The sequence below is a fragment of the Acrocarpospora sp. B8E8 genome, assembly GCF_039871605.1.
Lineage (GTDB): Bacteria > Actinomycetota > Actinomycetes > Streptosporangiales > Streptosporangiaceae > Acrocarpospora > Acrocarpospora macrocephala.
The window spans coordinates 60813-81667 of the sequence record NZ_JBDPLV010000050.1 but is presented as its reverse complement, the minus strand read 5'-3'; the positions used below and the strand labels follow the sequence as shown (position 1 = coordinate 81667).

Annotated in this window: 19 protein-coding genes; 8 read left to right on the top strand and 11 right to left on the bottom strand. The window is 67.0% G+C overall.

Translation table 11 applies throughout. From position 1 onward, the window contains the following. Nucleotides 1-564: 564 nt before the first annotated feature. Complete coding sequence (locus tag ABGB08_RS36885) at nt 565-801, bottom strand: hypothetical protein (protein ID WP_347600433.1); 237 nt, start codon at nt 799-801, stop codon at nt 565-567. A 46-nt stretch (nt 802-847) separates the two neighbouring features. Next, a complete protein-coding gene (locus ABGB08_RS36880; protein WP_347600430.1) occupies nt 848-1543 on the bottom strand; it encodes a TetR/AcrR family transcriptional regulator in 696 nt (231 codons plus the stop codon). An 85-nt stretch (nt 1544-1628) separates the two neighbouring features. Here ABGB08_RS36880 and ABGB08_RS36875 point away from each other — a divergent pair, with 85 nt between their 5' ends. Then, nucleotides 1629-2501 (top strand): SDR family oxidoreductase, encoded by an 873-nt coding sequence (locus tag ABGB08_RS36875; protein ID WP_347600427.1) that lies wholly within the window; start codon nt 1629-1631, stop codon nt 2499-2501. Between the two features lie 349 nt (nt 2502-2850). Here the strand turns inward: ABGB08_RS36875 and ABGB08_RS36870 are convergent, their stop codons facing one another. Further along, nucleotides 2851-3513: a hypothetical protein gene (locus ABGB08_RS36870; protein ID WP_347600424.1), complete on the bottom strand. Its 663-nt coding sequence runs from the start codon at nt 3511-3513 to the stop codon at nt 2851-2853. A gap of 63 nt (nt 3514-3576) precedes the next feature. Here ABGB08_RS36870 and ABGB08_RS36865 point away from each other — a divergent pair, with 63 nt between their 5' ends. After that, nucleotides 3577-4305 (top strand): MerR family transcriptional regulator, encoded by a 729-nt coding sequence (locus ABGB08_RS36865; protein ID WP_347600422.1) that lies wholly within the window; start codon nt 3577-3579, stop codon nt 4303-4305. Nucleotides 4306-4622: 317 nt separating this feature from the next. Beyond that, nucleotides 4623-5219 (top strand): 5'-nucleotidase C-terminal domain-containing protein, encoded by a 597-nt coding sequence (locus ABGB08_RS36860; protein ID WP_347600420.1) that lies wholly within the window; start codon nt 4623-4625, stop codon nt 5217-5219. Between the two features lie 271 nt (nt 5220-5490). Here ABGB08_RS36860 and ABGB08_RS36855 read toward each other — a convergent pair whose 3' ends face one another. Next, complete coding sequence (locus ABGB08_RS36855) at nt 5491-6951, bottom strand: DUF1996 domain-containing protein (RefSeq protein ID WP_347600417.1); 1461 nt, start codon at nt 6949-6951, stop codon at nt 5491-5493. A gap of 241 nt (nt 6952-7192) precedes the next feature. Between ABGB08_RS36855 and ABGB08_RS36850 the strand changes: the two genes are divergently transcribed. The 5 genes from ABGB08_RS36850 (at nt 7193) to ABGB08_RS36830 (ending at nt 12156) form a co-directional block, all read left to right on the top strand. Further along, on the top strand, nt 7193-9751 hold the full coding sequence (locus tag ABGB08_RS36850; protein WP_347600415.1) for a glycosyl hydrolase family 18 protein: 2559 nt from the start codon (nt 7193-7195) through the stop codon (nt 9749-9751). A 238-nt stretch (nt 9752-9989) separates the two neighbouring features. Then, nucleotides 9990-10337, top strand: a complete 348-nt coding sequence (locus ABGB08_RS36845; protein ID WP_347600412.1) for a metalloregulator ArsR/SmtB family transcription factor — start codon at nt 9990-9992, stop codon at nt 10335-10337. Then, entirely contained in the window at nt 10334-10801 is a 468-nt protein-coding gene (locus tag ABGB08_RS36840; RefSeq protein ID WP_347600409.1) for an SRPBCC domain-containing protein, read from the top strand. Before ABGB08_RS36845 ends, ABGB08_RS36840 begins: the two co-directional genes overlap by 4 nt. Beyond that, nucleotides 10798-11154, top strand: a complete 357-nt coding sequence (locus tag ABGB08_RS36835) for a nuclear transport factor 2 family protein (RefSeq protein ID WP_347600406.1) — start codon at nt 10798-10800, stop codon at nt 11152-11154. Before ABGB08_RS36840 ends, ABGB08_RS36835 begins: the two co-directional genes overlap by 4 nt. A 180-nt stretch (nt 11155-11334) precedes the next feature. Next, nucleotides 11335-12156, top strand: coding sequence for a nitroreductase/quinone reductase family protein (locus ABGB08_RS36830; RefSeq protein ID WP_347600403.1), 822 nt, complete (start codon nt 11335-11337; stop codon nt 12154-12156). 640 nt (nt 12157-12796) lie between these two features. Here ABGB08_RS36830 and ABGB08_RS36825 read toward each other — a convergent pair. From ABGB08_RS36825 to ABGB08_RS36795, 7 genes are all read right to left on the bottom strand, one after another. After that, a complete protein-coding gene (locus tag ABGB08_RS36825; RefSeq protein ID WP_347600400.1) occupies nt 12797-12991 on the bottom strand; it encodes a hypothetical protein in 195 nt (64 codons plus the stop codon). Nucleotides 12992-13093: 102 nt separating this feature from the next. Beyond that, complete coding sequence (locus tag ABGB08_RS36820) at nt 13094-14029, bottom strand: sigma-70 family RNA polymerase sigma factor (RefSeq protein WP_347600397.1); 936 nt, start codon at nt 14027-14029, stop codon at nt 13094-13096. Next, nucleotides 14026-14349 carry a YciI family protein gene (locus tag ABGB08_RS36815; protein ID WP_347600394.1) on the bottom strand — a complete coding sequence of 108 codons (324 nt, stop codon included), beginning with the start codon at nt 14347-14349 and terminating at the stop codon, nt 14026-14028. The genes ABGB08_RS36820 and ABGB08_RS36815 overlap by 4 nt, the downstream gene beginning before the upstream one ends. A 266-nt stretch (nt 14350-14615) precedes the next feature. Then, nucleotides 14616-17774, bottom strand: a complete 3159-nt coding sequence (locus ABGB08_RS36810; RefSeq protein ID WP_347600391.1) for an ATP-binding protein — start codon at nt 17772-17774, stop codon at nt 14616-14618. Between the two features lie 2 nt (nt 17775-17776). Next, the gene (locus tag ABGB08_RS36805) at nt 17777-18394 is read right to left on the bottom strand and encodes a hypothetical protein (RefSeq protein WP_347600389.1); all 618 of its coding nucleotides are present in this window, start codon (nt 18392-18394) and stop codon (nt 17777-17779) included. Further along, complete coding sequence (locus ABGB08_RS36800) at nt 18394-19518, bottom strand: DUF559 domain-containing protein (protein WP_347600386.1); 1125 nt, start codon at nt 19516-19518, stop codon at nt 18394-18396. The genes ABGB08_RS36805 and ABGB08_RS36800 overlap by 1 nt, the downstream gene beginning before the upstream one ends. 206 nt (nt 19519-19724) lie before the next feature. After that, the gene (locus tag ABGB08_RS36795) at nt 19725-20507 is read right to left on the bottom strand and encodes an endonuclease/exonuclease/phosphatase family protein (protein ID WP_347600383.1); all 783 of its coding nucleotides are present in this window, start codon (nt 20505-20507) and stop codon (nt 19725-19727) included. Nucleotides 20508-20855: the final 348 nt, after the last annotated feature.

Below are 20855 nucleotides of genomic sequence, written 5' to 3'. Positions count from 1 at the left end.
AAGGGCGTTAGCTCAGTCGCCGCATCGGTTGCCGACAGCCCGGCGCACTCGCCCATGCGGCGTCCTGGGCTTACGGGATCCCCGTTGGATCAGCCGTGTTCCGGGCAGGCCGGGAGAGAGAGTCGCTCGTATCAACAGTGGTGAAGTACGTTCGCTGATGTAACTTTCATCAACGAATGCGATCACGTCACCAGCCGTCCCCGTCGCGGAGAACGACCGGAGGTGCGGACGGCCCTCAGCGGCTCACACAAGGGCACCAGAGCCACCACCTTCGACAAGTGGCCCCCAGAGGACACATCCTTGGAGGAAACTCGGCCCGCCCCCCAGCGACATGTGCGAGACGCGCCGTCGAAAGCCGCAGCTAGTACTTGTTCCAACAAGTTCGGGAGCTGGATCGTGCGACCTGACTTGGCTCAAATTAGTGCGCACCACCATGCCTCTTGGAGAGTGATTTCGCGGGACTTGCCGTCAGCGGCGAGGCAGTGAACGCGGGGCGGCGTCCGCCCCGGTGCACTGCGCAAGCAGTGGCGATGAAGTTGCCGCGGTCGGGTCCGGTAACCCGAATCAGGTGCTTGTGTGCTTCTCCAGGGCGGCTTCGTAGGCGCGCATCGTGGCTACGATCGTCACTCGTTCAGCGGGCGTGAGCGCGGCCAGCACCTCGGTCCAGGCGGTGGCGCTGCCAGAAAGCCACTCGGTGATCGGGGCCGCGTAGTCCGATGCGATCGCGACGATTCTGCGTCGCCGGTCGGCATCGTCCTCCTCCCGCGTCAGGATGCCGTGACGGGACAGGTCGCCGACCATGAGGCTGACGGTGGTGGGCGCTACTTCCAACGGTTCGTGGACGTCGTTACCGGCCGAGGGTGAGGCGGTCTAGCCATTCCTCCAGCAGGTGCTGCTCGCCGTCGCTCAGGGCGGTCTGTTCGGGCAAGGCGGCGCGCAGAGCGCGAGCGGCGCCGATCGGGCCGGCCTCCTGAGTTGCCGGTTCGTGGTTGGTGACGGCGGTGAGCATCGACTCGCGAAGGGTGGTCAGCAAAGCGGGGTCGCGCCGGTCCTCGGGCAGGGACAGCCAGGTCAGTACGGCGCCGCGCGCGGTGGCGTGGATGATCGCGGCGGCGAGTTCCTCATCCACGCGGAGCCAGCCGGCGGCGGCAAGGCGCCGGATACGGCCCATCAGGATCTCCATGCCCGCCGTGAACGCGGCCGAGGCGGGTTTGGTGGGGTCGGCGTACATCAGCACGTACAGCGCGGGATTGGCCAAACCGAATTCAACCGCCAAGTCCCAGCCTGCCTTCAGGTCTTCGATGGGGTCTCGTGGGTCGAGGTCGAGGCTCTTGCTTGCCAGGAACGTGGCGAAGCCGTGCTCGGCGATCGCGTCGAGCAGCCCGTCCTTATCGCCGAACAGACGGTAGATGGCCGGCGGCTGAAGACCGGCCGCCAAAGCGACGGCGCGGGTGGTGACCGCGTCGCGGCCCTCGCGCGTCAGCAGCTCGATCGTGGCCTCGATGACGCGCCGGCGGGTCTGCTCCTGGTCGCGAGATGGCATATATCAACGTTACCACTATCTTGGTTCCATCGATAATTTCCGATGTTAACATGAGTTTGTTTCCATTGGAATCATTGGAGGATCAATGATCATCGTGACCGGAGCGACCGGACAACTCGGGCGCCAGATCGTCGAGCGGCTGCTGACACGTGTCCCGGCGAACCAGATCGGGGTCAGTGTCCGCGACCCGCAGAAAGCGCAGGAGCTCGCCGACCAAGGGGTACGGGTGCGGCAGGGTAGCTTCACCGACTCCGACGGGCTCGCCCACGCCTTCGAGGGCGCCACACAGGTGCTCATCGTCTCCGTCGACAAGATGGGCGAACAGGCCGTACAGCAGCACCGAACCGCCATCGATGGGGCCGTCGCGGCGGGCGCCCGCCGCATCCTCTACACCAGCCACATGGGTGCCGACGCGTCCTCCCACTTCCAGGCCTGCCGCGACCACGCCGCCACCGAGGACGCACTGCGTGCCTGCGGCGTGCCGTTCACCTCACTGCGCAACGGCTTCTACGCCACCAGCACGGTGCAGTTCCTCAATCCGGTCCTGGCCACCGGCGGAGAGATCGCGCTCCCCGTTGACGGGCCGGTGAGCTGGACGGCGCACGCCGACCTCGCCGACGCGGCCGCCACGATCCTGGCCGAGGAAGGTCGCTTCGACGGGCCCACCCCACCGCTCACCGCGACCCAGGCGTTCACCTTGGACGACGTCGCCAAGCTCGCCACCCAGGCCACCGGCCGCACCATCACCAGGACCGTCGCACCCGACGACCAGTTCCGGGGGCAGCTGATCGGCCGTGGTGTTCCCGCTGAGGCCGCAGACCAGGTACTGGGCATCTTCGCCGCCAGCCGCGCCGGCGAATTCGCCACGGTAGACCCGACCCTGACCACCCTGCTCGGCCGCCGGCCCACCACCCTGGACACGGTCCTGCGCGAGCTACGTCAAGGGCCGCGACCCTGAATACGTGTGGTACCAGGGCCGCGATGGCGACGGCATCGTCTGCGAACGCTGATCGGCGGTGACGATTTTCGCCCTATGCGGTCCTGCCACTCCACAGTTACGGTCGCCGGTAGTTCGAGTAGGCGAGCGTGAGCTCCACCCAGGGCCGTTCTTGAGATGGCTCGACTGACGTTGACGGGATCCCGTCTGATCTTGCTGATCGGGCGGGATCTTGTCGTTTCAGGGGATTCTGAGCCTGGTTCTGCCGAGTTCGGGCCTGGTGCCGTCGGGGCCCTGCTTGTTGTGCAGCAGGGAGGATCGGCGTGCCCTGATCAGGGCGGGCACGCACCCATGCCGCCACGTGCGCCGCTCACTGCCTCCGCAGATAGCGCCAGCCCACTACGCCGTACCAGATCATGATCGGCAGGTAGAGGGCGTATCCGAGCTGCTCCGATGCCTCCGACGGGTTATCGGCCCCGGTCGTCCACGGCAGCGCGACTGCGGCCAGGCCGCAGAGCGCCGCGATGGCGCCGGCCCCGCGAAGCCCGCTGGGCATGGGGACGCCCACCGCGGTGGTCGTTGTGGCGGCGACCCAGAGCAACCCTGCCAGGTTGACCGTCCACTTGGCGGTGAGCAGCAACGACGTGGCCACAGTGGCGGTGGTCGGCATGACCGGATCGGTGCTCAGACGGGTCAGCGCCAGGTTCCCGGCGTCGTGAAGCAGTCCCGCCAGCCCGGCGGCGGCCAGTAGCCCACCGGCGAGCACCACCAGGTGCGGCCTGGGCGCGACGTGCGGGCTCGCGGCCATGACCAGCCCGGCCGCGGTCAACCCCAGCCAGCCCAGCACGTCGAAGGCCAGTTCGGTCAGGTGCAGCCCAACCTGCTCGCCCACCGCGGCGAGCGCGGCATCGGGGTCGGCCGGATTCAGGGTCAGCCCCGATGGCACCACGATGGCCGCACCGGCAATCATGGCCACCAGCGAGATCAGCAGCAGGACACCGGTAAGCCGGGCCCCGGGGTTCAGATCAGTCATGGATGGTGACGGTAGAACCCTGACACAGGGAGAAGGTCAACACGCTGAGGACAGGGAGTCGTCATGTGGCGGATTGGTCAACTGGCGCGGATGGCCGGCGTATCCCAACGCACCCTGCGCCACTACGACAAGATCGGGCTGCTCGTGCCCGCCGCGGTGGATCGGGTTACGGGTTATCGCTGGTACGGCGTGGCCGAGTTGTGCCGGCTGGAGCGCATTCGGGGACTACAACGCCTCGGCCTGCCGTTACGCCGGATCACCGATCTACTTGACGCGCCCGAGGCACAGCTACGGCAGGCCTTGGCCGAAAATGTGACGAGTCTCCACCGCGACATCGCCGCATTGGCCGCGACCGCTGCTCAGGCTGAGGATCACCTCATGACGCCCATATCGATACTGCCTCAGCAGACCACGGTGGGGCCGCGCCGCCTGCGCGTACGCCGCCTGCGTCTCGAGCACGCATCCGAGCTGGCCGTCATCTGCGCGACGGTATCGCCGTCGACCTTGCTGACCTGGCTCAGCGGACATCCGACGGGCGGCTTCGCCGCAGCGGTGACCACCGATCGGGGCGGCGAGCAACTCATTCTGCCCGCCCGCGCCGTCGTACGCGCCGTCGTCCCCTCCTCGATTGGTGTCGTCCGCGCTGGGGAGGAGCTGTTCGACTGGCTGCACCGCCACGGGCTGACCGTCGCCGGCCCCACTCTGGAAGATCACCTCATCGACGCGGGCGGTGCCCACGCCACCGTTCTGGAGGTGCCGGTGGACCGAAGCCACCATGTCGGCCTGGCTTGAAATGACTGGCCCGGCGCTGCGGGCCGCTGTTGATGATGTGGTCATCACGGTCATCATCGACCGTGCGGCAGTGGCCAGCTGGCAGAAATCTGCCCTCGCAGTCGACCGTCGTCCAAGCCGACGACATCACCATCGAAGCCCGCCAATGCCTCGCCCATCGGCATGCGCTTACCCGCTGGGGTTGAGGACGTATACCAGGGCCGCCCGGGCCGCCCTTCACCGCCCTGCTCGCGACGCTCGACTGGGAATGGGACTTCGAGACACCGACGCCAGGTCAGACGTCGGTCCAAATCGAGCTCAGGCAGCCCGACGGTCTCATGTCCAATACGCTCTACTACTTCGAGTGCGGTATGGCCGACGCGGACGACACCTTCGGCGAGACCTCCGAGCCCATCGTCCGGACGGCCAGCGGCGGCCCGCTGGCCGAACTGGTCGCCGACGCCAACCTCGACGCGGTTCAGGCCCGGTCGGGCGCGGAGGCCGCCCTGGTCAGCAGGTACGGATTCCACCTGGACCTCGACGCGGGCCCGGTCACCTACGAGGAGGTGTTCGCGACGCTTCCGGCCGGGTTCGCGGTGGACGTGTGGGCGGTCACTGGCGCCGCGCTGAAGTCCGTCCTCGCCCACCCGAATGCGCAGGGCTGGGTGCTCACGCCGTCGTCCTCGCTCCGCTACACATTGGAGGGCGGCGCTGTCACCGAGATGACATTGAACGGCGTTCCGGTGACCGACGACCAGGTCCTCAGAATCGCGGCCAACTACATCCTGGTGGGCGGCTATGAAGGTTTCCCCCGATGGCCCGGAGCCACCGGCGTCTATCGCGGCGGCCCGGACGACAGAGGGGCCCTGGCCACCTATCTGGTGAAGAACTCGCCAGTCAGCGCACCAGCCGGCGACCGGGTCACCGTCCGATGAGCATCACGTGAACGAGCTGATCGCCGGGCGGAATCCGCTCCGCCCGGCGATCAGTGAACCTGAGCCGGTTGGCTGATCGGGTGCAGATCACAGGCGCAGCCCGGGACGAGCGTTTCGGCGGCGCGCGCGATTGCCGCTACCTCTGTCACGCTTGGTCTCTGTCAAACGTGGCGTGCCGGGCGGCGCAGCCGTTGATATATCACGGCCACGCGTGCCGTGCCGGTAGCCCCGCGGAACGCGGGATCCCGGCACGGCACGCAATGCAGAAGTGTCAGCGGCCCCAGCCCGGCGTGGTGCCGCACTTGGCCTTCTGGTTGATGCAGATCTTCACGAGCGCGCCGAGGGTCTCCGGCTTCCACGCGTTCATGAAGTCGCCGTGAATCGAGGACGCCATGCCCGACGACAGCGCCAGGCCGTCACCGCCGAGGGAGTCGTAGCCGAGCATGAGCGAGATGTTGGGGAGCGCGACCGGGTAGGCGCCGGAGCACTTGCCGTCCTTGGCCGGACCCATGTGCGACTTGTGGTCGGGCGAGTCGATGTGCTTGCCGTCCCAGCAGTCCTGGAACGTCAGCTGGTAGATCAGGTTGCCGCCCGGGGCGCAGACGGGCCAGTTGCCGTCGGCGCTGCGGCCGGTCTCCGCGCTGCCGGCGCACCAGAACTGGCCGGAGGCGCCCTTCGGCGTCGCCACCTGCCGCTTCGCGTCGCCCTGCACCAGGCGCATGCCCGGCGGGAACGGCACGACGACCGCCGGGTCCTTGAGTCGGGAGCCGTAGTACACGCGGAAGTTCTTCATCGGGACCGGCTTGCCGTTCTTCAGCAGGGTCGGCGCCCAGTAGGCGCTGTTGTCCCCAGGAGCGTCGCAGGTCGTGGTGCTCTTGAGCAGGTCCTCCGTCGTGGTGTTCGCCGACACCTTCGGGCCGAAGAAGGTGTGCAGGTGGGAGGCGCCGGGCAGGCCGGGCAGCACGATCGGGTCGTCCTTGGCCTCGTTGGCCACGGTGCAGTTGGTGTGGAACTCGGGGACTCTGACGATGTTCGCGGGGACCGTCTGGGGTGCGACCTTGTTGTACGCGTCCAGGGCCTTCTTCCATTCGGCCTGGTTCACCGGCACCCAGCCGGCGGCAGGCGTGCCGGTGGTCGGGGTGGCGCTGGGCGTCGGCTCAGCCGGCTTGGTCGGAGTCGGGGTCGGGGTCGAGGTGCCCGAGCCGGTGCCGAAGACCTGGAACTCCCACAGTGAGACGCCGTACCGGGTGGACCGCTTGGTCGCGTACAGCCGTACGAACCGGCCGGTGGCCGAGACGTTGATGGTCTGGACGCCGCCCTTGCCCGCCGTGGTGTTGTACACCGTCTTCCAGGGGTCGCTACTGCTGGCGGCGGTTTGGATCTGGAACGCCGTGGCGTAGGCGTTCTCCCAGTTGATGACGATCTTCTTGATGGCGGTGGACTTGCCGAGGTCGACCGCGAGCCACTGCGGGTCGCTGAACTTGCTGGACCAGCGGGTGCCGGTCTTGCCGTCGAAGGCGGCCGCGGGCGACAGGTCACCACGCTCCGCCGAGGAGGCGATGGCGGTACGGCCCTGCGAGAGGGGCACCTCGGCCGCGGTGGCCGGGGAGGCGACGCTCACCACGGAGGTACCCAGGAGGCCGGCAAGGACACAGGCCAGCGCAACGCGGCGGACCTGACGTAGGTCGAACGCGCGTCCGGCTCGGATGCCGCGCGAGGCGGTTGTGCTCATGGTGAATGGGGTCCTTGTCCTGTTGAGGAAACGTGGAGGGGACGTTCGGCGGCGCTCGCACGCGCCGCCACATAGGAGACCCGCAGGTCACCGGTGGATAACGAAAACTTCGGAGAAGCTCGGAAGATTTTGCTCGCCGGGCGCTGCCCCCTCTCGCCGGCTCGGTTGGGTCTTTACCTCCCGTCTGCCCGGGTCTACGCTCGAACTTTTAGGAAACTTTCCTTTTAGAAAGGTTCCCCACGTGCGCAGACTCGTTTCTCTCCTCCTGGGACTGGTTGTCACCGCCGTCCTGGCCAGCACACCCGCGCACGCGGCCTCCCGGCTCATCGCGACCTTCAGCCTGTCGGGCAACGCCGGCAAGTTCGTGGTCGCCAATCCGGGAACCACCGCGGTCAGCGGCTGGTCGATCATCTTCGACTTGCCCGCAGGGGTCACCGTCAGCAACGCGCAGCACGCCACCACCACGCAGACGGGGACGCGGGTCAAACTCACCCCGGCGTACTACATCGCCACCCTCCAACCCGGGCGCAACACCGAGCCGTACAGCCCGTCGTTCACCCTCAGCTCCCCCGTCAGCCCAACCTCCTGCACGATCGCGGGCGCGGCCTGCGACGGCACCGGCGACCCACCTCCCCCACCGCCCCCGGTCGTGGCCGAGTACACCGCGACCGGCACCTCCGCCACCTTCGTCATCACCAACAATGCCGCGACCGCGCTGACCGGCTGGTCGATCGTCTTCGACCTGCCCGCCGGGGTCACGGCGAGCAACGCCCAGCACGGCTCGATCAGCCAGAACGGGCGTACGGTCAGCCTCACCCCCGCCCACTACAACGGAACAATCCAGCCCGGTCGCAGCACCGAGCCGTACAGCCCGTCGTTCACGCTCAGTACGGCGGGCGCGCAGGCGACCAACTGCCGGATCAACGACGTGAACTGCGACGGGTCCGCCGACACACCGCCCGGCGCGCCCGGCAGCCTGACCTCGCCGGTCAAGACCACCCGGACGGTCACGCTGGCCTGGACGGCGGCGACGCCGGGCAGCCTGCCGATCACCGGCTATGAGGTGTACGGCGGCCCGGCCACAGTGACCACCACCGGCACCTCGGCCACCGTCACCGGGCTGAACCCGAACACCGCCTACACTTTCACCGTCAAAGCGAAGGACCGGAAGGGCACGCTGTCGGCAGCCAGTGCCGCCCTGAACGTCCGTACCAACAATCCGGCCGATGACACGCAACCGCCGAGCGTGCCGGGGAACCCGCGGAGCACGGCCAGGACCTCCGGGAGCGTCACGCTGGCCTGGACCGCCTCCACCGACAACACCGGCGTCGCAGGCTACGACGTCCTGGTGGGCGGCACAGTGGCCGCCGCGGTCATCGGCACCACGGCCACGGTCACCGGGCTCTCGCCGTCCACCGAGTACACCTTCACGATCAGAGCGCGCGACCTCTATGACAACCTGTCCGCGGCCAGCGTGGCGGGGAAGGCCACCACCGCCGACATCGTGGAGGCTGGGTACGCCAGGGTCGGATACTTCGTGCAGTGGGGTATCTATGGGCGGCAGTACTTCGTCCGCAACCTCGACACCAGCGGGGCGGCGGCCAAGCTCACCCACCTCAACTACGCCTTCGGCAACATCGACCCGGTCAACCTGACCTGCCTGCAAGGGGTGACCAGGGGCACCACGGCCAACCCGCAGGATCCCAACCAGGGGGACAGGGCGGGCGACGCGGATGCCGACTACGGGCGTCCGTTCAGCGCCGCCCAGTCCGTGGACGGCGTCGCCGACACCGGGTGGGAGCCGCTCCGCGGCAACTTCAACCAGCTCAGGAAGCTCAAGGCCAAGCACCCGCAGCTGAAGGTGCTGATCTCCCTGGGCGGCTGGACCTACTCCAAGTACTTCTCCGACGTGGCAGCCACCGACGCCGCGCGCAAGAAGTTCGTCAGCTCCTGCATCGACATCTACATCAAGGGCAACCTGCCGGTCGCGGGCGGAGCCGGGGGACCGGGCACGGCGGCCGGTATCTTCGACGGCATCGACCTGGACTGGGAGTGGCCAGGCGCGGAAGGCCACGCCGGTAACCATGTCAGCCCGGCCGACAAGGCCAACAACACCCTGCTGATCGCCGAGTTCCGGCGCCAGCTGGACGCGCTGGGCGCGCAGACCGGCAAGCGCTACCAGCTCACCGCCTTCACCCCGGCCGACCCCGCGAAGATCGCCGCCGGCTGGGACCTGCCGGAGGTCGCCAAGTCGCTGGACATCTTCAACGTCCAGGGCTACGACTTCCACGGCGCGGGCAGCGACAACTCCTGGGAGCCGAACAGGACCGGGCACCAGGGCAACCTGTACGCCGACACCGACGATCCCTACAACTTCCACTTCAGCGTGGAGAACGCGATCAACGTCTACACCAACGCCGGGGTCAACCCGCGGAAACTCACCATCGGCCTGGCCTTCTACGGGCGGGGCTGGCAGGGCGCCCCCGACGGCGGGAAGTTCGGCGAATGGCAGACCGCGACCGGGGCGGCCCCGGGCCAGTTCGCCGAGGAGGCGGGCACCCGCGGATACTCCAACCTGATCGCCGGAGTCCCCGGCTGTACCGTCCGGCATGACGAGCAGGCGGTCGCCACCTTCTGCCACACCGGCAACGGCGGGCAGTGGTGGACCTTCGACGACGCCTGGTCCATCGGGAGGAAGACCGCCTGGCTGCGGAGCAGGAACCTGCTCGGCGCGATGATCTGGGAGATGTCCGGCGACACCGGCACATTGATGACCGCCGTGGACACGGGTCTACGGTAGTGCGCTTCCAGGCTTAGCGCCTTCTCGTTCTGGTACGGCGACGGACCCGTGCGGACCGTCCGCCACCGAGTAGCGGCCAAACCGAAGAAGGCCCCGGATCCCAGCGGATTCGGGGCCTTCCGCATCAGCCTCGTGGCGCGAGTCCGGGCCTGACAGCTCGGCTGGATGCCTCGGCCCGGCGGGTTCCTCTTTGAAAACGATTGTTTGCGCAAATGACCGTTTGCGCTAAGGTGAACCCATGTTCCCCTCACTCGTGGCCCCCGGGCCGGACCTCGACTCGGCCTTCGCCGCTCTCGGTGATCCCGTCCGTCGCGCCTTGGTCACTCGTCTCGCGCGGGGTGACGCCACGGTTGGGGAACTCGCCGAACCGTTCGACCTGACCCCACAGGCGATCTCCCACCACGTCGGTGTCCTGCGGCGGTGTGGCCTGGTCGAGCAGCGGCGCGAGGGCACCAGGCGCCCCTGCCGGCTGCGGGTCGATCAGTTGTCACTGCTCAGCACGTGGATCGACGACCAGCGTCACGCCTGGAACGACCGGCTTGCCGCCCTTGAGCAACACCTCACTGATGGCGGAGCGGTCCGTTGACCGCCGGCGCAGAGCTCCGCGGCGACGAACTGATCGCCAGGCGCCACCTCCCGGCGGAACCCGAACGCGTCTGGGCCGCCTTCACCTCACCGGCAAGCATCGCGGCATTCTGGGGCGGTTCGCACGCCACTGTGCCGCCCGAGTCCGTGACCGTCGACCTGCGTCCCGGGGGAGAGTTCGCGCTCGACACCCGCGCGCCGGACGGCGCGACCCGCCGGCTTCGATTCGTCTACGTGAGCGTCGCCGCACCGCACGAACTCGTGTTCGACGAGCCTCTCACCGGCCTCCGCACAACCGTCAAGGTCCACCCCGCGGGCGGCGGCACGGATCTCACGGTCCACCAGCGTCGGCTTCCCCCTGAGCTTCGGACGGCCCAAGCGGCCGACGGGCTCGCCTCGATCCTCGACGCCCTCGCCGTACATCTGCAGCACCGCGACACCACCCCAGAACGGAGCACACCATGACGCAGCACACCCAGCGCGACCTCGTCGCGGAGTACTTCGCAGGATTCCGGACAAGCGACCACCCACGAATCCTCGCGACCCTCACCGACGACGTCGAGTGGGTCATCCACGGCCACCGGACCACCCGCGGCAAGGCGGAGTTCGACGGCGAGATCGAGAATCCGGGGTTCACCGGCAGCCCCGAACTCGACGTCCAGCGTATCCACGAGGACGGCCCGGTCGTCGTCACCACCGGCGAGGGCCGCGGCACCAGCGTCGACCACGGCCGATTCCGGTTCGCCTTCAACGACCTGTTCACGTTCCGCGACGGACTTATCGCCCGCGTCGATTCCTACGTCGTCCCGCTGCCCTGAGGCGGGCGACTTTTGCGGAGAATATCTTGATGAAGTAGCGTGACGTACGTGACTGCCGGGTCGGCCTTGGGCCACGCACCAGAGAGCAGCCCGGCTGACGCTTGATCGCCGCGCGGGCCCGCGGCCCGCCGTCTTCTTCTCCATTCAGTACGGCACTGCAGGAACCACCAATGGAGAAGAATGGATTTCAACAAGCAGGTCATCGACGAGTTCCGCGCCAACAATGGCCAGGTCGGTGGCTATTTCGAGGGAGCGAGGCTGCTCCTGCTCACCACCACCGGCGCCCGCTCGGGCAAGCCACACACGACCCCGCTCGCCTACCTGCATGACGGCGCCGGGCGTATGCAGGTCATCGCCTCCGCCGGGGGAGCGCCGAACAACCCGGCCTGGTACCACAATCTGAAGGCCAACCCGCGCGCCATCGTCGAGACTGGCGCCTTCAGTTTCGACGTCGAGGCGGAGGTCCTGGAGGGCGCCGAGCGTGACGCGGCGTTCGCCCGCGCGGTGGAAGGCGACCCTGGCTGGGCCGGCTACCAGGCCAAGACGACGCGCACCATCCCGGTCGTCGCACTTCGCGTGACTGCTCCGCGGTGGGATAGCGCACCGTCGGGCGGTGCGTTCCTCATACTGGTGCACGACGGCTTCCGCCGTGAACTCGCGCTGATCCGCAAGGAGCTGTCCGATTCAGGACGGCCAGGCCTGGGCGCACAGCTGAGGATCAACTGCTTGACCGTCTGCCAGGGGCTGCATCATCACCACACGGGCGAGGACACCATGATGTTCCCCGGCCTGGCCGAGCGGCATCCCTCGCTCGCTCCGGTTTTGGAGCGGCTGGCCAAGGAGCACGAGCGCATCGCCGTACTCCTGGAAGAGCTGAAGCAGGCCCTTTCCGGTGTGGATCCGCTGAAGGTACGGGCCGAGATCGAACGGCTCATCGATGAACTCGAAGCGCACCTGACGTATGAGGAGGAGCAACTGATCCCGATTCTCGACCTCGCCTGAAGTCCGGGGAATTGGGAAACGATCTCGGATCAGCCGGGAAGCGATCTTCTTTGCCCCCCTGAATACACAGCTCAGCCATACTCGTGAACACCCCACCCAGAGCCGTTCTTGAACGGCTGGACTGAAGTTGACGGGATCCCGTCCGATCATTTGGATCGGACGGGATTTCGCGTTCTCCGGGGGTCTTTGGGCCGCTGACCGGGACCTGTCGGCGGTTCCTGGCCCACCCTTCAAGCACGGGGAGGAACGAGGCTGATGAAACACATATGGAACGGGTGGAACTGGATGGAACGGCCTAATAGTAGACCGATTCAGAAAGGACCCCATGAAACTCAATCGTGGTCCCATCGCGGCGACTCTGGCCGCCGGTACGACGGCACTCGGCGTGCTGGCCGTCATCCTCACATCAACCCCGGCCCAGGCGATTCCCACTCTTCCGACGCCTTCGCCACAAGTACTCAACGTCTATAGCTATTACGATTCAACCAACAGACTCGTCGGCCAAAGGTGGAATGGCTGCGGCGACCCACCGGGCAGCTGGGGCATAACGACGAGTAAGGGCGCATATAACACCGCGCCCTGCGGCTAAGGCCGAAAAGGCACGTACATGTTCACCAGCCCGGACCGGGTTCGCGACGTGCTACCCCAGCTGGTCGCGGCGGCGTGTCAGGTAGGCGGTCTCCGCGGTGTTGCCGGCAAGCTCGATGGCTTTGTCGTACGCCGCGCGCGACTTCTGACCGCGGCCCAGCCGGCGCAGCAGGTCGGCGCGGGTCGCATGGTAGGCGTGGTAGCCGGCCAACTTGTCCTCAAGACGGTCGACGGCTGCCAGTGCCACCTCCGGGCCGTCGAGCTCGGCGGCCGCGATGGCCCGGTTGAGGGCGATGATCGGCGAGGGGTCGAGGGGGACGAGCTGGTCGTAGAGGGCGACGATCTGCGATCAGTCGGTGTCGCGTACGTCGCGGGCTGAGGTGTGCACGGCGTTGATCGCTGCGAGGATCTGGTAGCGACCCGGGGCCATCCCGGAGGCCAGGCGCCCGCGCACCAGCTGGTGGCCCTCGGCGATCAGCGCCGCGTCCCAGGCTCCACGGTCCTGCTCGTCGAGGGTGACCAGTTCGCCGCTGCCCGAAACCCGGGCGGTGCGGCGGGCCTCGGTCAGGAGCATCAGCGCCAGCAGCCCGGCCACCTCACCGTCGGTTGGCATGAGGGCACGGATCAGGCGGGTGAGCCGGATCGCCTCGGCGGTCAGGTCGTGGCGTACGGGATCGGTGTCGGGGCCGGTGGCCAGGTAGCCCTCGTTGAAGACGAGGTAGAGGACGGCGAGCACGCCGGAGACGCGCGCCGGGAGATCCTCCCCGGACGGCACGCGATAGGGGATGCGCGCCGCCTTGATCTTGGCCTTCGCGCGGGTGATCCGCTGCCCCATGGCGCTCTCCTGCACCAGGAAGGCACGGGCGATCTCGGGCATGGTCAGGCCGGCGACCATGCGCAGCGTCAGCGCCACGCGGGCCTCCATCGCCAGCGCCGGGTGACAGCAGGTGAAGATCAGCCGGAGCCGTTCGTCGTCGATGGCGCCGAGAGGCTCGGGCGGGTCGTCGTCGTACAACAGCTGAGCCTCCCTGTGCTTGTCGTCGCGCTTGTTCTCGCGCCGGATCCGGTCGATGGCCCTGTGGTTGGCGGTGGTGGTCAGCCAGGCGCCGGGGTTGGGCGGTACGCCGTCGGCCGACCACCGCTGGACGGCGGTCGCGAACGCTTCGCCCGCCGCCTCCTCGGCGATGTCGAGGTCACCGAAACGCCTGGTCAGGGCAGCGACCACCCGTGCCCACTCCTCGCGGTGGGCCCGGGTGACCGCATCCCGGACGTCGATCCTGTTCACAGGAACGGCCGCACCTCGATCTTCCGGTTGCAGGCCTTCGAGCCCTCGGCTGCCAGCTTGAGCGCCACGTCGAGGTCGGGAGCCTCGAGGATCCAGAAGCCGCCGAGGAACTCCTTCGACTCCAGGAAGGGCCCGTCGGTGAACATCGCCTCCCCACCCCGGTTGTCGATCACCGTGGCCGTGGTGGGTGCCCCGAGACCGCCGGCGAAGACCCAGTGGCCTTCGGCCACGAGCCGGTCGTTGAACACGTCGATCGCAGCCTGCTCGTCCGGGGTGGCCAAGCCGGCCTGGTCAAAGATCACGGAAACCATGTACTGCATCTCGGATCATCTCCTGTGTTTCGGGGCATCCCTCGTGGGCGGCCACTCACCCCTACTACGAACACCTCTGCCCTGATCCGACGCCGCCTCCCGGACTTCTTTCGAGGGAACTTTCGGCGGGTCGCGACCGAAGATCGTGTACGTCGACGATTCACAGGAGCCGCAATGGGCGACGGACGGGTGGGAGAGATCGTGCAGCCGGAGCCCGGGACGAACGTCTCGGCGGCGCGCACGATCTTCCCCGCGAGTGATCAGGACCTGCAAGGTCATCGGCTCGCTCGGGCGATGACCTCCTCGGTCGTCAGCGGCGCCCTGGGGTGATGGGTCAGACACAGAGGTGTACGCACCTTCGCGAACCCCGCGCCCTCAGGTGCGACGTAGAACTGGCCGCTGCGAAGCGAACCGATGTCATCGGCACTGCCGCCTTTGACGCGGGCCATCGCCTTGGCGGCCTCGATCTGCACATCCGCATTGAGCAGACCGTAGAACTGTGTTGCGGCGTTGCCCGGGATCCGGTTGTTCAGGCCCTTGGGTGCCTGGGTCGCGAACACCAGCCCGAGCCCGTATTTCCGGGCCTGGGAAGCCAGCGCGAGCGTGCTCTGCGTGCACGCGGTCATGGCACCCGAGGGGGCGAAGGTCTGCGCTTCGTCCATGACGAAGAGCCCACCGAGGGGCCGGTCACCGGCGGGGTTCTTCTTGATCCAGGCGAACAGCGCCATCTGCAACTGGTTCACGAAGGACTGCCGCTCGGAGTCACTCGGTAGCCCCACGAAGCTGATGACCGAAACCCGGGCCCGCTTCCCCGCGGCCGGAGTGAGAAGTCGCCCTGGGTCGACCGGCTCACCTTCCCCACCGAACAGCGGATCGGTCACGGCAGCAGCCCGGAGCACCTGGGCGAGCCCATCCGCGATCTTCGCCGCTCCGCCGATCTGACTGATGTCCTCGGGGAAGTCCGCGAGCAGATTGATCAGCCCGTCGAGGCCGCCACTCTTGTACTTCCCGAAGTGGACAACCGCCTCCGTGAGCACGGCCCGAGCGACCTGGGCCTTGCTGGTGCCGCCTTCCACCTTCGCCCGCGGGGCGAGCGCCGCCATGGCGGCGTAGACGGCTTCGTTGAACTCGTCGACGTCGTCTCGGACGCTGGAGAAGTCGGGCAATGGCTGGAAGGCCAGCGGACGGCCCTTCTCCCTGCGCGGTGTCCAGACCACGACATCGGTGTCCGCGATGTAACGAGCCGCCCGGCCCCCGTCGCCGGGGCCCCAGGCGGAAGGCTCCTCCGGCCAGGCGTCACCGAGACGGGCGAGGTCGTTGTTCGGGTCGAGCACGATCGAGGAGACGCCCTGAAGGGCGCATTCTTCGATGATTCGCCTGATCAGAACGGTCTTCCCCGAGCCCGATCCCGCGAAGATCGCAGTGTGTTTACGGAGTGCCTCCAGCTCGACGGAGACCGGCAGCCCGCGATCGTACGAGCGCCCCACGATCAGCGACGGCACCCCGGCCGGCCGGCTTTCCGGAGCGCGGTCCGACGTACCGGCCTGGTGAGCCGGCAGGGGTTTCGCCTGCGCGGGCGGCCCTTCAGGGTCTTTTGGGGTTTGAGGCTCCTGCGGAGCGGTTGGATCCGGCCAATCACCCAAAGCGTCCTTGAGGAGCTTGAGGTTGGCGGTGGGTTTCCTGCTGGCGATCCACTGGTCGAGGTGTGGGAGGTTCTCCGCGAAGAGATCCCGCAGGGCGCACAGCACCTTGAGGTTCTCTTCGTCGGCCGCGACCACCCGGCCGCCCCTGGCGTGGAAGCCAGTGACCGCTTCCTGGGTGACCGGCCCGGAGTTCCACGGGATGTTCCGGATGATGATCAACCGGCGCTTGGGGCTCTCGTCCGCGAGACCGGCTTTGAGCACCGCCTTGCGGAGCCGGGTCAGCGCCGCGAGATGGTGCGTGGCGGCGATGCCGCGGAACGCCCAGTGGATCTCGTCTTCGGTCGCCTCGTTCAGGACTTGCTTGAGACCCGCGTGAAGGGAGGTCTTCTGGCCCATTGGCGGGTCGACCCGGTAGCGCGCGGACGTCCCGCGCTGCTCCACGATCCAGGCCCGGAGCCCCGCCGAAATCAGGCCAGGAAGAACCGCGTCCTCCAGTTCGGTATCCAGCGCTCCACTGACGTCGGCCGAATCCGCCAGCATAGCGAACTTGGTGTCGATCGCCTGAAGCTCTTCCTCGCGGGGGCCAGGCTTCATGTCTGGATCGATCACGTTTGGGGAGGCGTCGAGGCTGTCCAACTCAGTGATCTTGCCCTGTAGCAGACACTTCTGGATGTGCCTGGACAGACATTCCAGGACCTGGCGCGGGGTGTAGAAGGGAGCCTGAGAAAAGGCCTCCGGCTTGATCGGCCACGTTGGATATGGCCGGTCGAAACCAATGTCCTTGAAGTGCTCCGCGAGTCGCATGGTGACGAGTTCCGCCCCAACCTCAGGAGTCGGAATGCGCCGAAGGAACGCGGCCTTCCGAAAGCGGTCCTTGAAACTCGCGACAGCCAGCACCTCAATAAGCGTCCACGTCTCTGGCAGGCAGGAGAGAACCGTCAGGGTTCGGCTGGTCACCTCACGGAGATTGGTCAGCTGATGAGCGAACTGAAGAACTGCCGAGGGCGCCGAACTCTTGGGGCTGCCCTCGACATAGACGCTGCTCTGCGCGATGAACGCGTCGAGCTGATCGAAGGCCATGACACTCGGGCCAGTCAACGCCAGCAGCCGCGAGATGTCACGGACGATCTCCTGTGGAGATTTGTGGTCCTGCCGGAAGCCCCAACTCAGCCGGTAGCTCTCGCCATCCTCGATTGAACAGATGTAGGACTGGCCGATGTCCACCAGGGCATTGTGATTGGCCTCCAGGAGCACAAGAGCCCGAGCGACGTCCTGTGCTTCTCTGCCAACCCGGCGATCGATTTTGTACAGGGCCTCGATGAACAGATCGAGATCTTCGCGAGTGACCACCTGGTTACCGATGATCGCCTGCTGGCTCTTTCGCGGGAGCTGCATCAGGCTCGTCAGATTGCGAAGGAACCGCTTGAGCTGGGTCTCCTCATCTGTGCCCACCCGAGCCAGCCCGTCCTGGATGGACACGACGGCGCTTTCCCAGAAGTTGCGGGCGTCGAGAACGCCCATGAGGAAGAAGTAACCATCGCGCTGGATGACCTGCTCACGCAGCCAGCTCATCAGGTGCGTCTTTCCGCTTCCGGCGCCACCCTCAAGGACCACCCCGATCGGGCTGGTCACGGGAGAGTCGGCGGCGGCATCCAGTCCCGAGCGGAGAGCGTAGGAAGCCGCCGGGTGCATCTCAGGCACGTGGAACGGAACCGGCTGCCAGACATCCTCACTGGCGTTGACGGTCGAGAAGGTCTTGAGACTCTCCAGCGCGTACCATTCGGTAACCATCGTCACGCTCCGATGCGGAACTGATGGTTGGGCGTGCTGCCAATGATGATCGCGGCGGCGTGGTCTTCGGGCTTCAGGTCACCCAAGATCGCAACGGGCTCGATGTCCACACGCCCTGCCAGCATCATGGTGCGCAGAACGTCGTCCTGGAGATCCCGGTCGATGTCCGTCAGGAGGGCTCGCAGCTTGGTCATCGCGGCCCACCTACCAGCGCCAGGCGTGATCTTTGCATAGGCCTCGCGAATCCGGCCTTCCACTTCCTCCGGCGAGACCGGTGCCTGAACGGGTTCCTCGACTGGGATCGCCACTTTGGGCGCCAAGAGGGACCGCAGGTACAGAAGAGCCAGCGCCTTGCCCGAGCGGGAGGTCACCGGGACTCCCCCCTTGCGTACTTCCTCGATCGCGCGATCTTCACCAGCCGGTGTGATCGTGTACCACAGAGCTCGCCTGGCTTTGGTTTCCGACTCAATCAACTTGGAGTCGACGAGACCCTTGCGGTTGTTGGCGTCGAGCTCCAAGCCCCACTCCTCTTTCAGCTCCTTGTGGGCCAACGCGGTTCCGAGCTCCCTCAGTACGAGCAGAGCTGCGACCTGCCGATACGTGAGTCTTTCTTCGGACATCAGCCTGCTCCTTCGCTAATTCCGAGGCGTCGCCCCCGGAGGAATTCTTCGATGTGGCGCAAAACCGCCCGTAGATCGCCCATCACCTGCTGGTTGGTGAATCGCAACACCGTGAACCCGTCACGTTCCAGGTGCCGGTCACGGATCTGGTCGCGCTCCATTTGGGCAAACGTCTCGTGTTCCGGTCCGTCGAGTTCCACGACGCACTTCTCCGGGACCCACATCAGATCCGTACGAATCATCACGAACAACGGGTCCTTGGACTGATACGTCTGATTCCAGGTCCGGCCATGAGCCCACGCGCATTCCGCCAGGGCCGCCTCCATCGCCTGCTCGACCACGCTCCCCGCGTGCGGCCTTCCGGCGATCGGCGGCACGCCCACCATCGCGGTGAGCGGCGGTGCCGTCATCTCTTCGGCCAGTCTCCTAACCGCTGCGGGCACCTCCAGGTAGAGGGTTTCGACGCGGCGCAGTTCGGGGCCGACTAGCCAGATCCCCATGCCGCTCCGGTGCGCCAGCCACTCACATCCGGCAACCAGGAGTGTCTCCCCATGGGAGGTCAGCTTCTCCGGCACATAGATGACCAGCGCCGCCGATTCGCGGCCGAACGTGGAGGCGATGACCCGGGCCAGACCAGCCGCCCGCGACTCCGCCGGGAACGATTGTCCTTTGGGGCCGCGCTGCCCGGGAACCAATGGGCCGCGATGCTGGATGGCCCGGGCGGCGAGGTCGGCCAGGAACGGTCCGAAATGACGGGTGCTCGATGCCAGGCGCATCGCGAGGATCCTCGCCGCCGCCACTCCGCCGCCGCCGGGGCCGGAGAGCTTCTCCCCTTCGGGCAACCAGGCCGGGAAAAGTCCGATGGCCAGTATTTCCAGCTCGCAGAGGATGGATTCCACCAACTCTGAGACCGAATCGCCTTCAGCCGCCGCGTAGGTGATGACGGCGGGGCCGGTCTCCGGTAAAGGATCCAACAACAATTCCATCACATTGGCGTCAATGTTGGAATCGACTCCGGCAAGGCGGAGCACCCTCCCGACCGGGAGATCGCCCCATGACAATGCCACACCGGCTCCCTCTGGACACTCCTCTGAAAACGTGACTTTGTGCAGGGTATAGGGCACGCGAGTTGACGCGTAGGAAATCCGGAGATATCTCCTATTCCGGATTTACAAAACCACCCAAACGGTCATCCTGACAGTTCTTCACATCACCGTTTATGTCACGGGTCACCGCCGCGACCTCCGGCTGGGCAGCGGGTACGGACGTCCGGCGGCCAGGGCCGTACAGGAACAAGGACGCCGGCGACACCGGGCCGCGCCCGCGCAGGTCACGTCGGGGGGTGATCGCCCCACGAAAGTTCGGCCACCAGTGCGTGGTGATCGGAGGCCGAACCAACGTCGATCACCTCGGCGCCCGCGAGCCGAGGCGCCAGAGGCGGGGAAAGGAGGATGTAGTCGGTGCGCGTGTCCACTGGCGCGGTCCCTCTGTTGCGCTGGGCGGTGACCCAGCGGTGCGATCGTGGCCGAGTGCGAAGCGCATCGATCCAGCCGGCGGTGTGCAGGCGATCCATGGCTTCGAAACGGGGCGGATGGCCGTACTTGTGCACACCCGCCGCAGTGAGCCGGTGGTCGAGGTCGAGCGCGTTGAGATCGCCGAGCACGCAGCTGCGGGTGGCCAGCCGCTCCGGAGGGGCCAACGCCAGCAACTCGCCGACCTCCGTCAGCCGCGAATCCTCATCGCCGTGCACCAGGTGCGTCGCGAGCAGGAGCAGCGGCTCGTCGGCGTCCGGCCATGCCAGCTCGGCTTCGACGATGCAGTGGGCCAGCGTCGGCGGCGTGTGCACACGCTGCCGAAGGATGGGCGTGCGCGACACCACGCACACGTTGTATCGTCGCCCGCTCGACCGCGCGTTCGCCCGGCCGAGGATCGTGTGCTTCCCATCGGCCGGTACGCCCATGACCTCCGCGACCGCGCGCAGCCTGACGCCGTCCTCCCAGCCGACACACTCCTGCAGGACCAGCAGATCGGGCCGCTCCGCCGAGATGATCGTACGCAGCGCTTCGAAGCGGTCCTCACCGCCGAGCAGCACGTTGAGGGTCATGATTTTCATGCGCGGGCACTCGGACGAGAAGGCATGCCCATCAGGCATCGCCATCGCTGCCAGGCCGGGCAGCCGCGTACCGCGCCGTCCATGTGTCCTCCTGTTTCGTGACCGCCGTCCTCCGCCCCTGGGAATCGATCAGCCCGGCACTCTTATGGAGATTCAGCGCCTGTCAGGGAGCGCCGACGTCGCTCCACGAGGAGAAAGTGGACGGCGACGAAGCCGATACTCACGGCAGCCGCGATCCATACGATCGTCTTCCCCATGGTCTCGACCACCTCGTTCCTGCCGGGTGGGAGTACAACCATCTGCACGGCCGCACCGACCGGCACGGTCAATCTCGCGAGCAAACCGATC

Coding starts and splice junctions, on each gene's coding strand:
- ABGB08_RS36830 (WP_347600403.1), top strand. CDS start 11,335: ATGGATTTCAACAAGCAGGTCATCGACGAGTTCCGCGCCAACAATGGC.
- ABGB08_RS36860 (WP_347600420.1), top strand. CDS start 4,623: ATGTCCAATACGCTCTACTACTTCGAGTGCGGTATGGCCGACGCGGAC.
- ABGB08_RS36855 (WP_347600417.1), bottom strand. CDS start 6,951: ATGAGCACAACCGCCTCGCGCGGCATCCGAGCCGGACGCGCGTTCGAC.
- ABGB08_RS36880 (WP_347600430.1), bottom strand. CDS start 1,543: ATGCCATCTCGCGACCAGGAGCAGACCCGCCGGCGCGTCATCGAGGCC.
- ABGB08_RS36805 (WP_347600389.1), bottom strand. CDS start 18,394: ATGTCCGAAGAAAGACTCACGTATCGGCAGGTCGCAGCTCTGCTCGTA.
- ABGB08_RS36795 (WP_347600383.1), bottom strand. CDS start 20,507: ATGAAAATCATGACCCTCAACGTGCTGCTCGGCGGTGAGGACCGCTTC.
- ABGB08_RS36815 (WP_347600394.1), bottom strand. CDS start 14,349: ATGCAGTACATGGTTTCCGTGATCTTTGACCAGGCCGGCTTGGCCACC.
- ABGB08_RS36875 (WP_347600427.1), top strand. CDS start 1,629: ATGATCATCGTGACCGGAGCGACCGGACAACTCGGGCGCCAGATCGTC.
- ABGB08_RS36885 (WP_347600433.1), bottom strand. CDS start 801: ATGGTCGGCGACCTGTCCCGTCACGGCATCCTGACGCGGGAGGAGGAC.
- ABGB08_RS36810 (WP_347600391.1), bottom strand. CDS start 17,774: ATGGTTACCGAATGGTACGCGCTGGAGAGTCTCAAGACCTTCTCGACC.
- ABGB08_RS36835 (WP_347600406.1), top strand. CDS start 10,798: ATGACGCAGCACACCCAGCGCGACCTCGTCGCGGAGTACTTCGCAGGA.
- ABGB08_RS36845 (WP_347600412.1), top strand. CDS start 9,990: ATGTTCCCCTCACTCGTGGCCCCCGGGCCGGACCTCGACTCGGCCTTC.
- ABGB08_RS36865 (WP_347600422.1), top strand. CDS start 3,577: ATGTGGCGGATTGGTCAACTGGCGCGGATGGCCGGCGTATCCCAACGC.
- ABGB08_RS36870 (WP_347600424.1), bottom strand. CDS start 3,513: ATGACTGATCTGAACCCCGGGGCCCGGCTTACCGGTGTCCTGCTGCTG.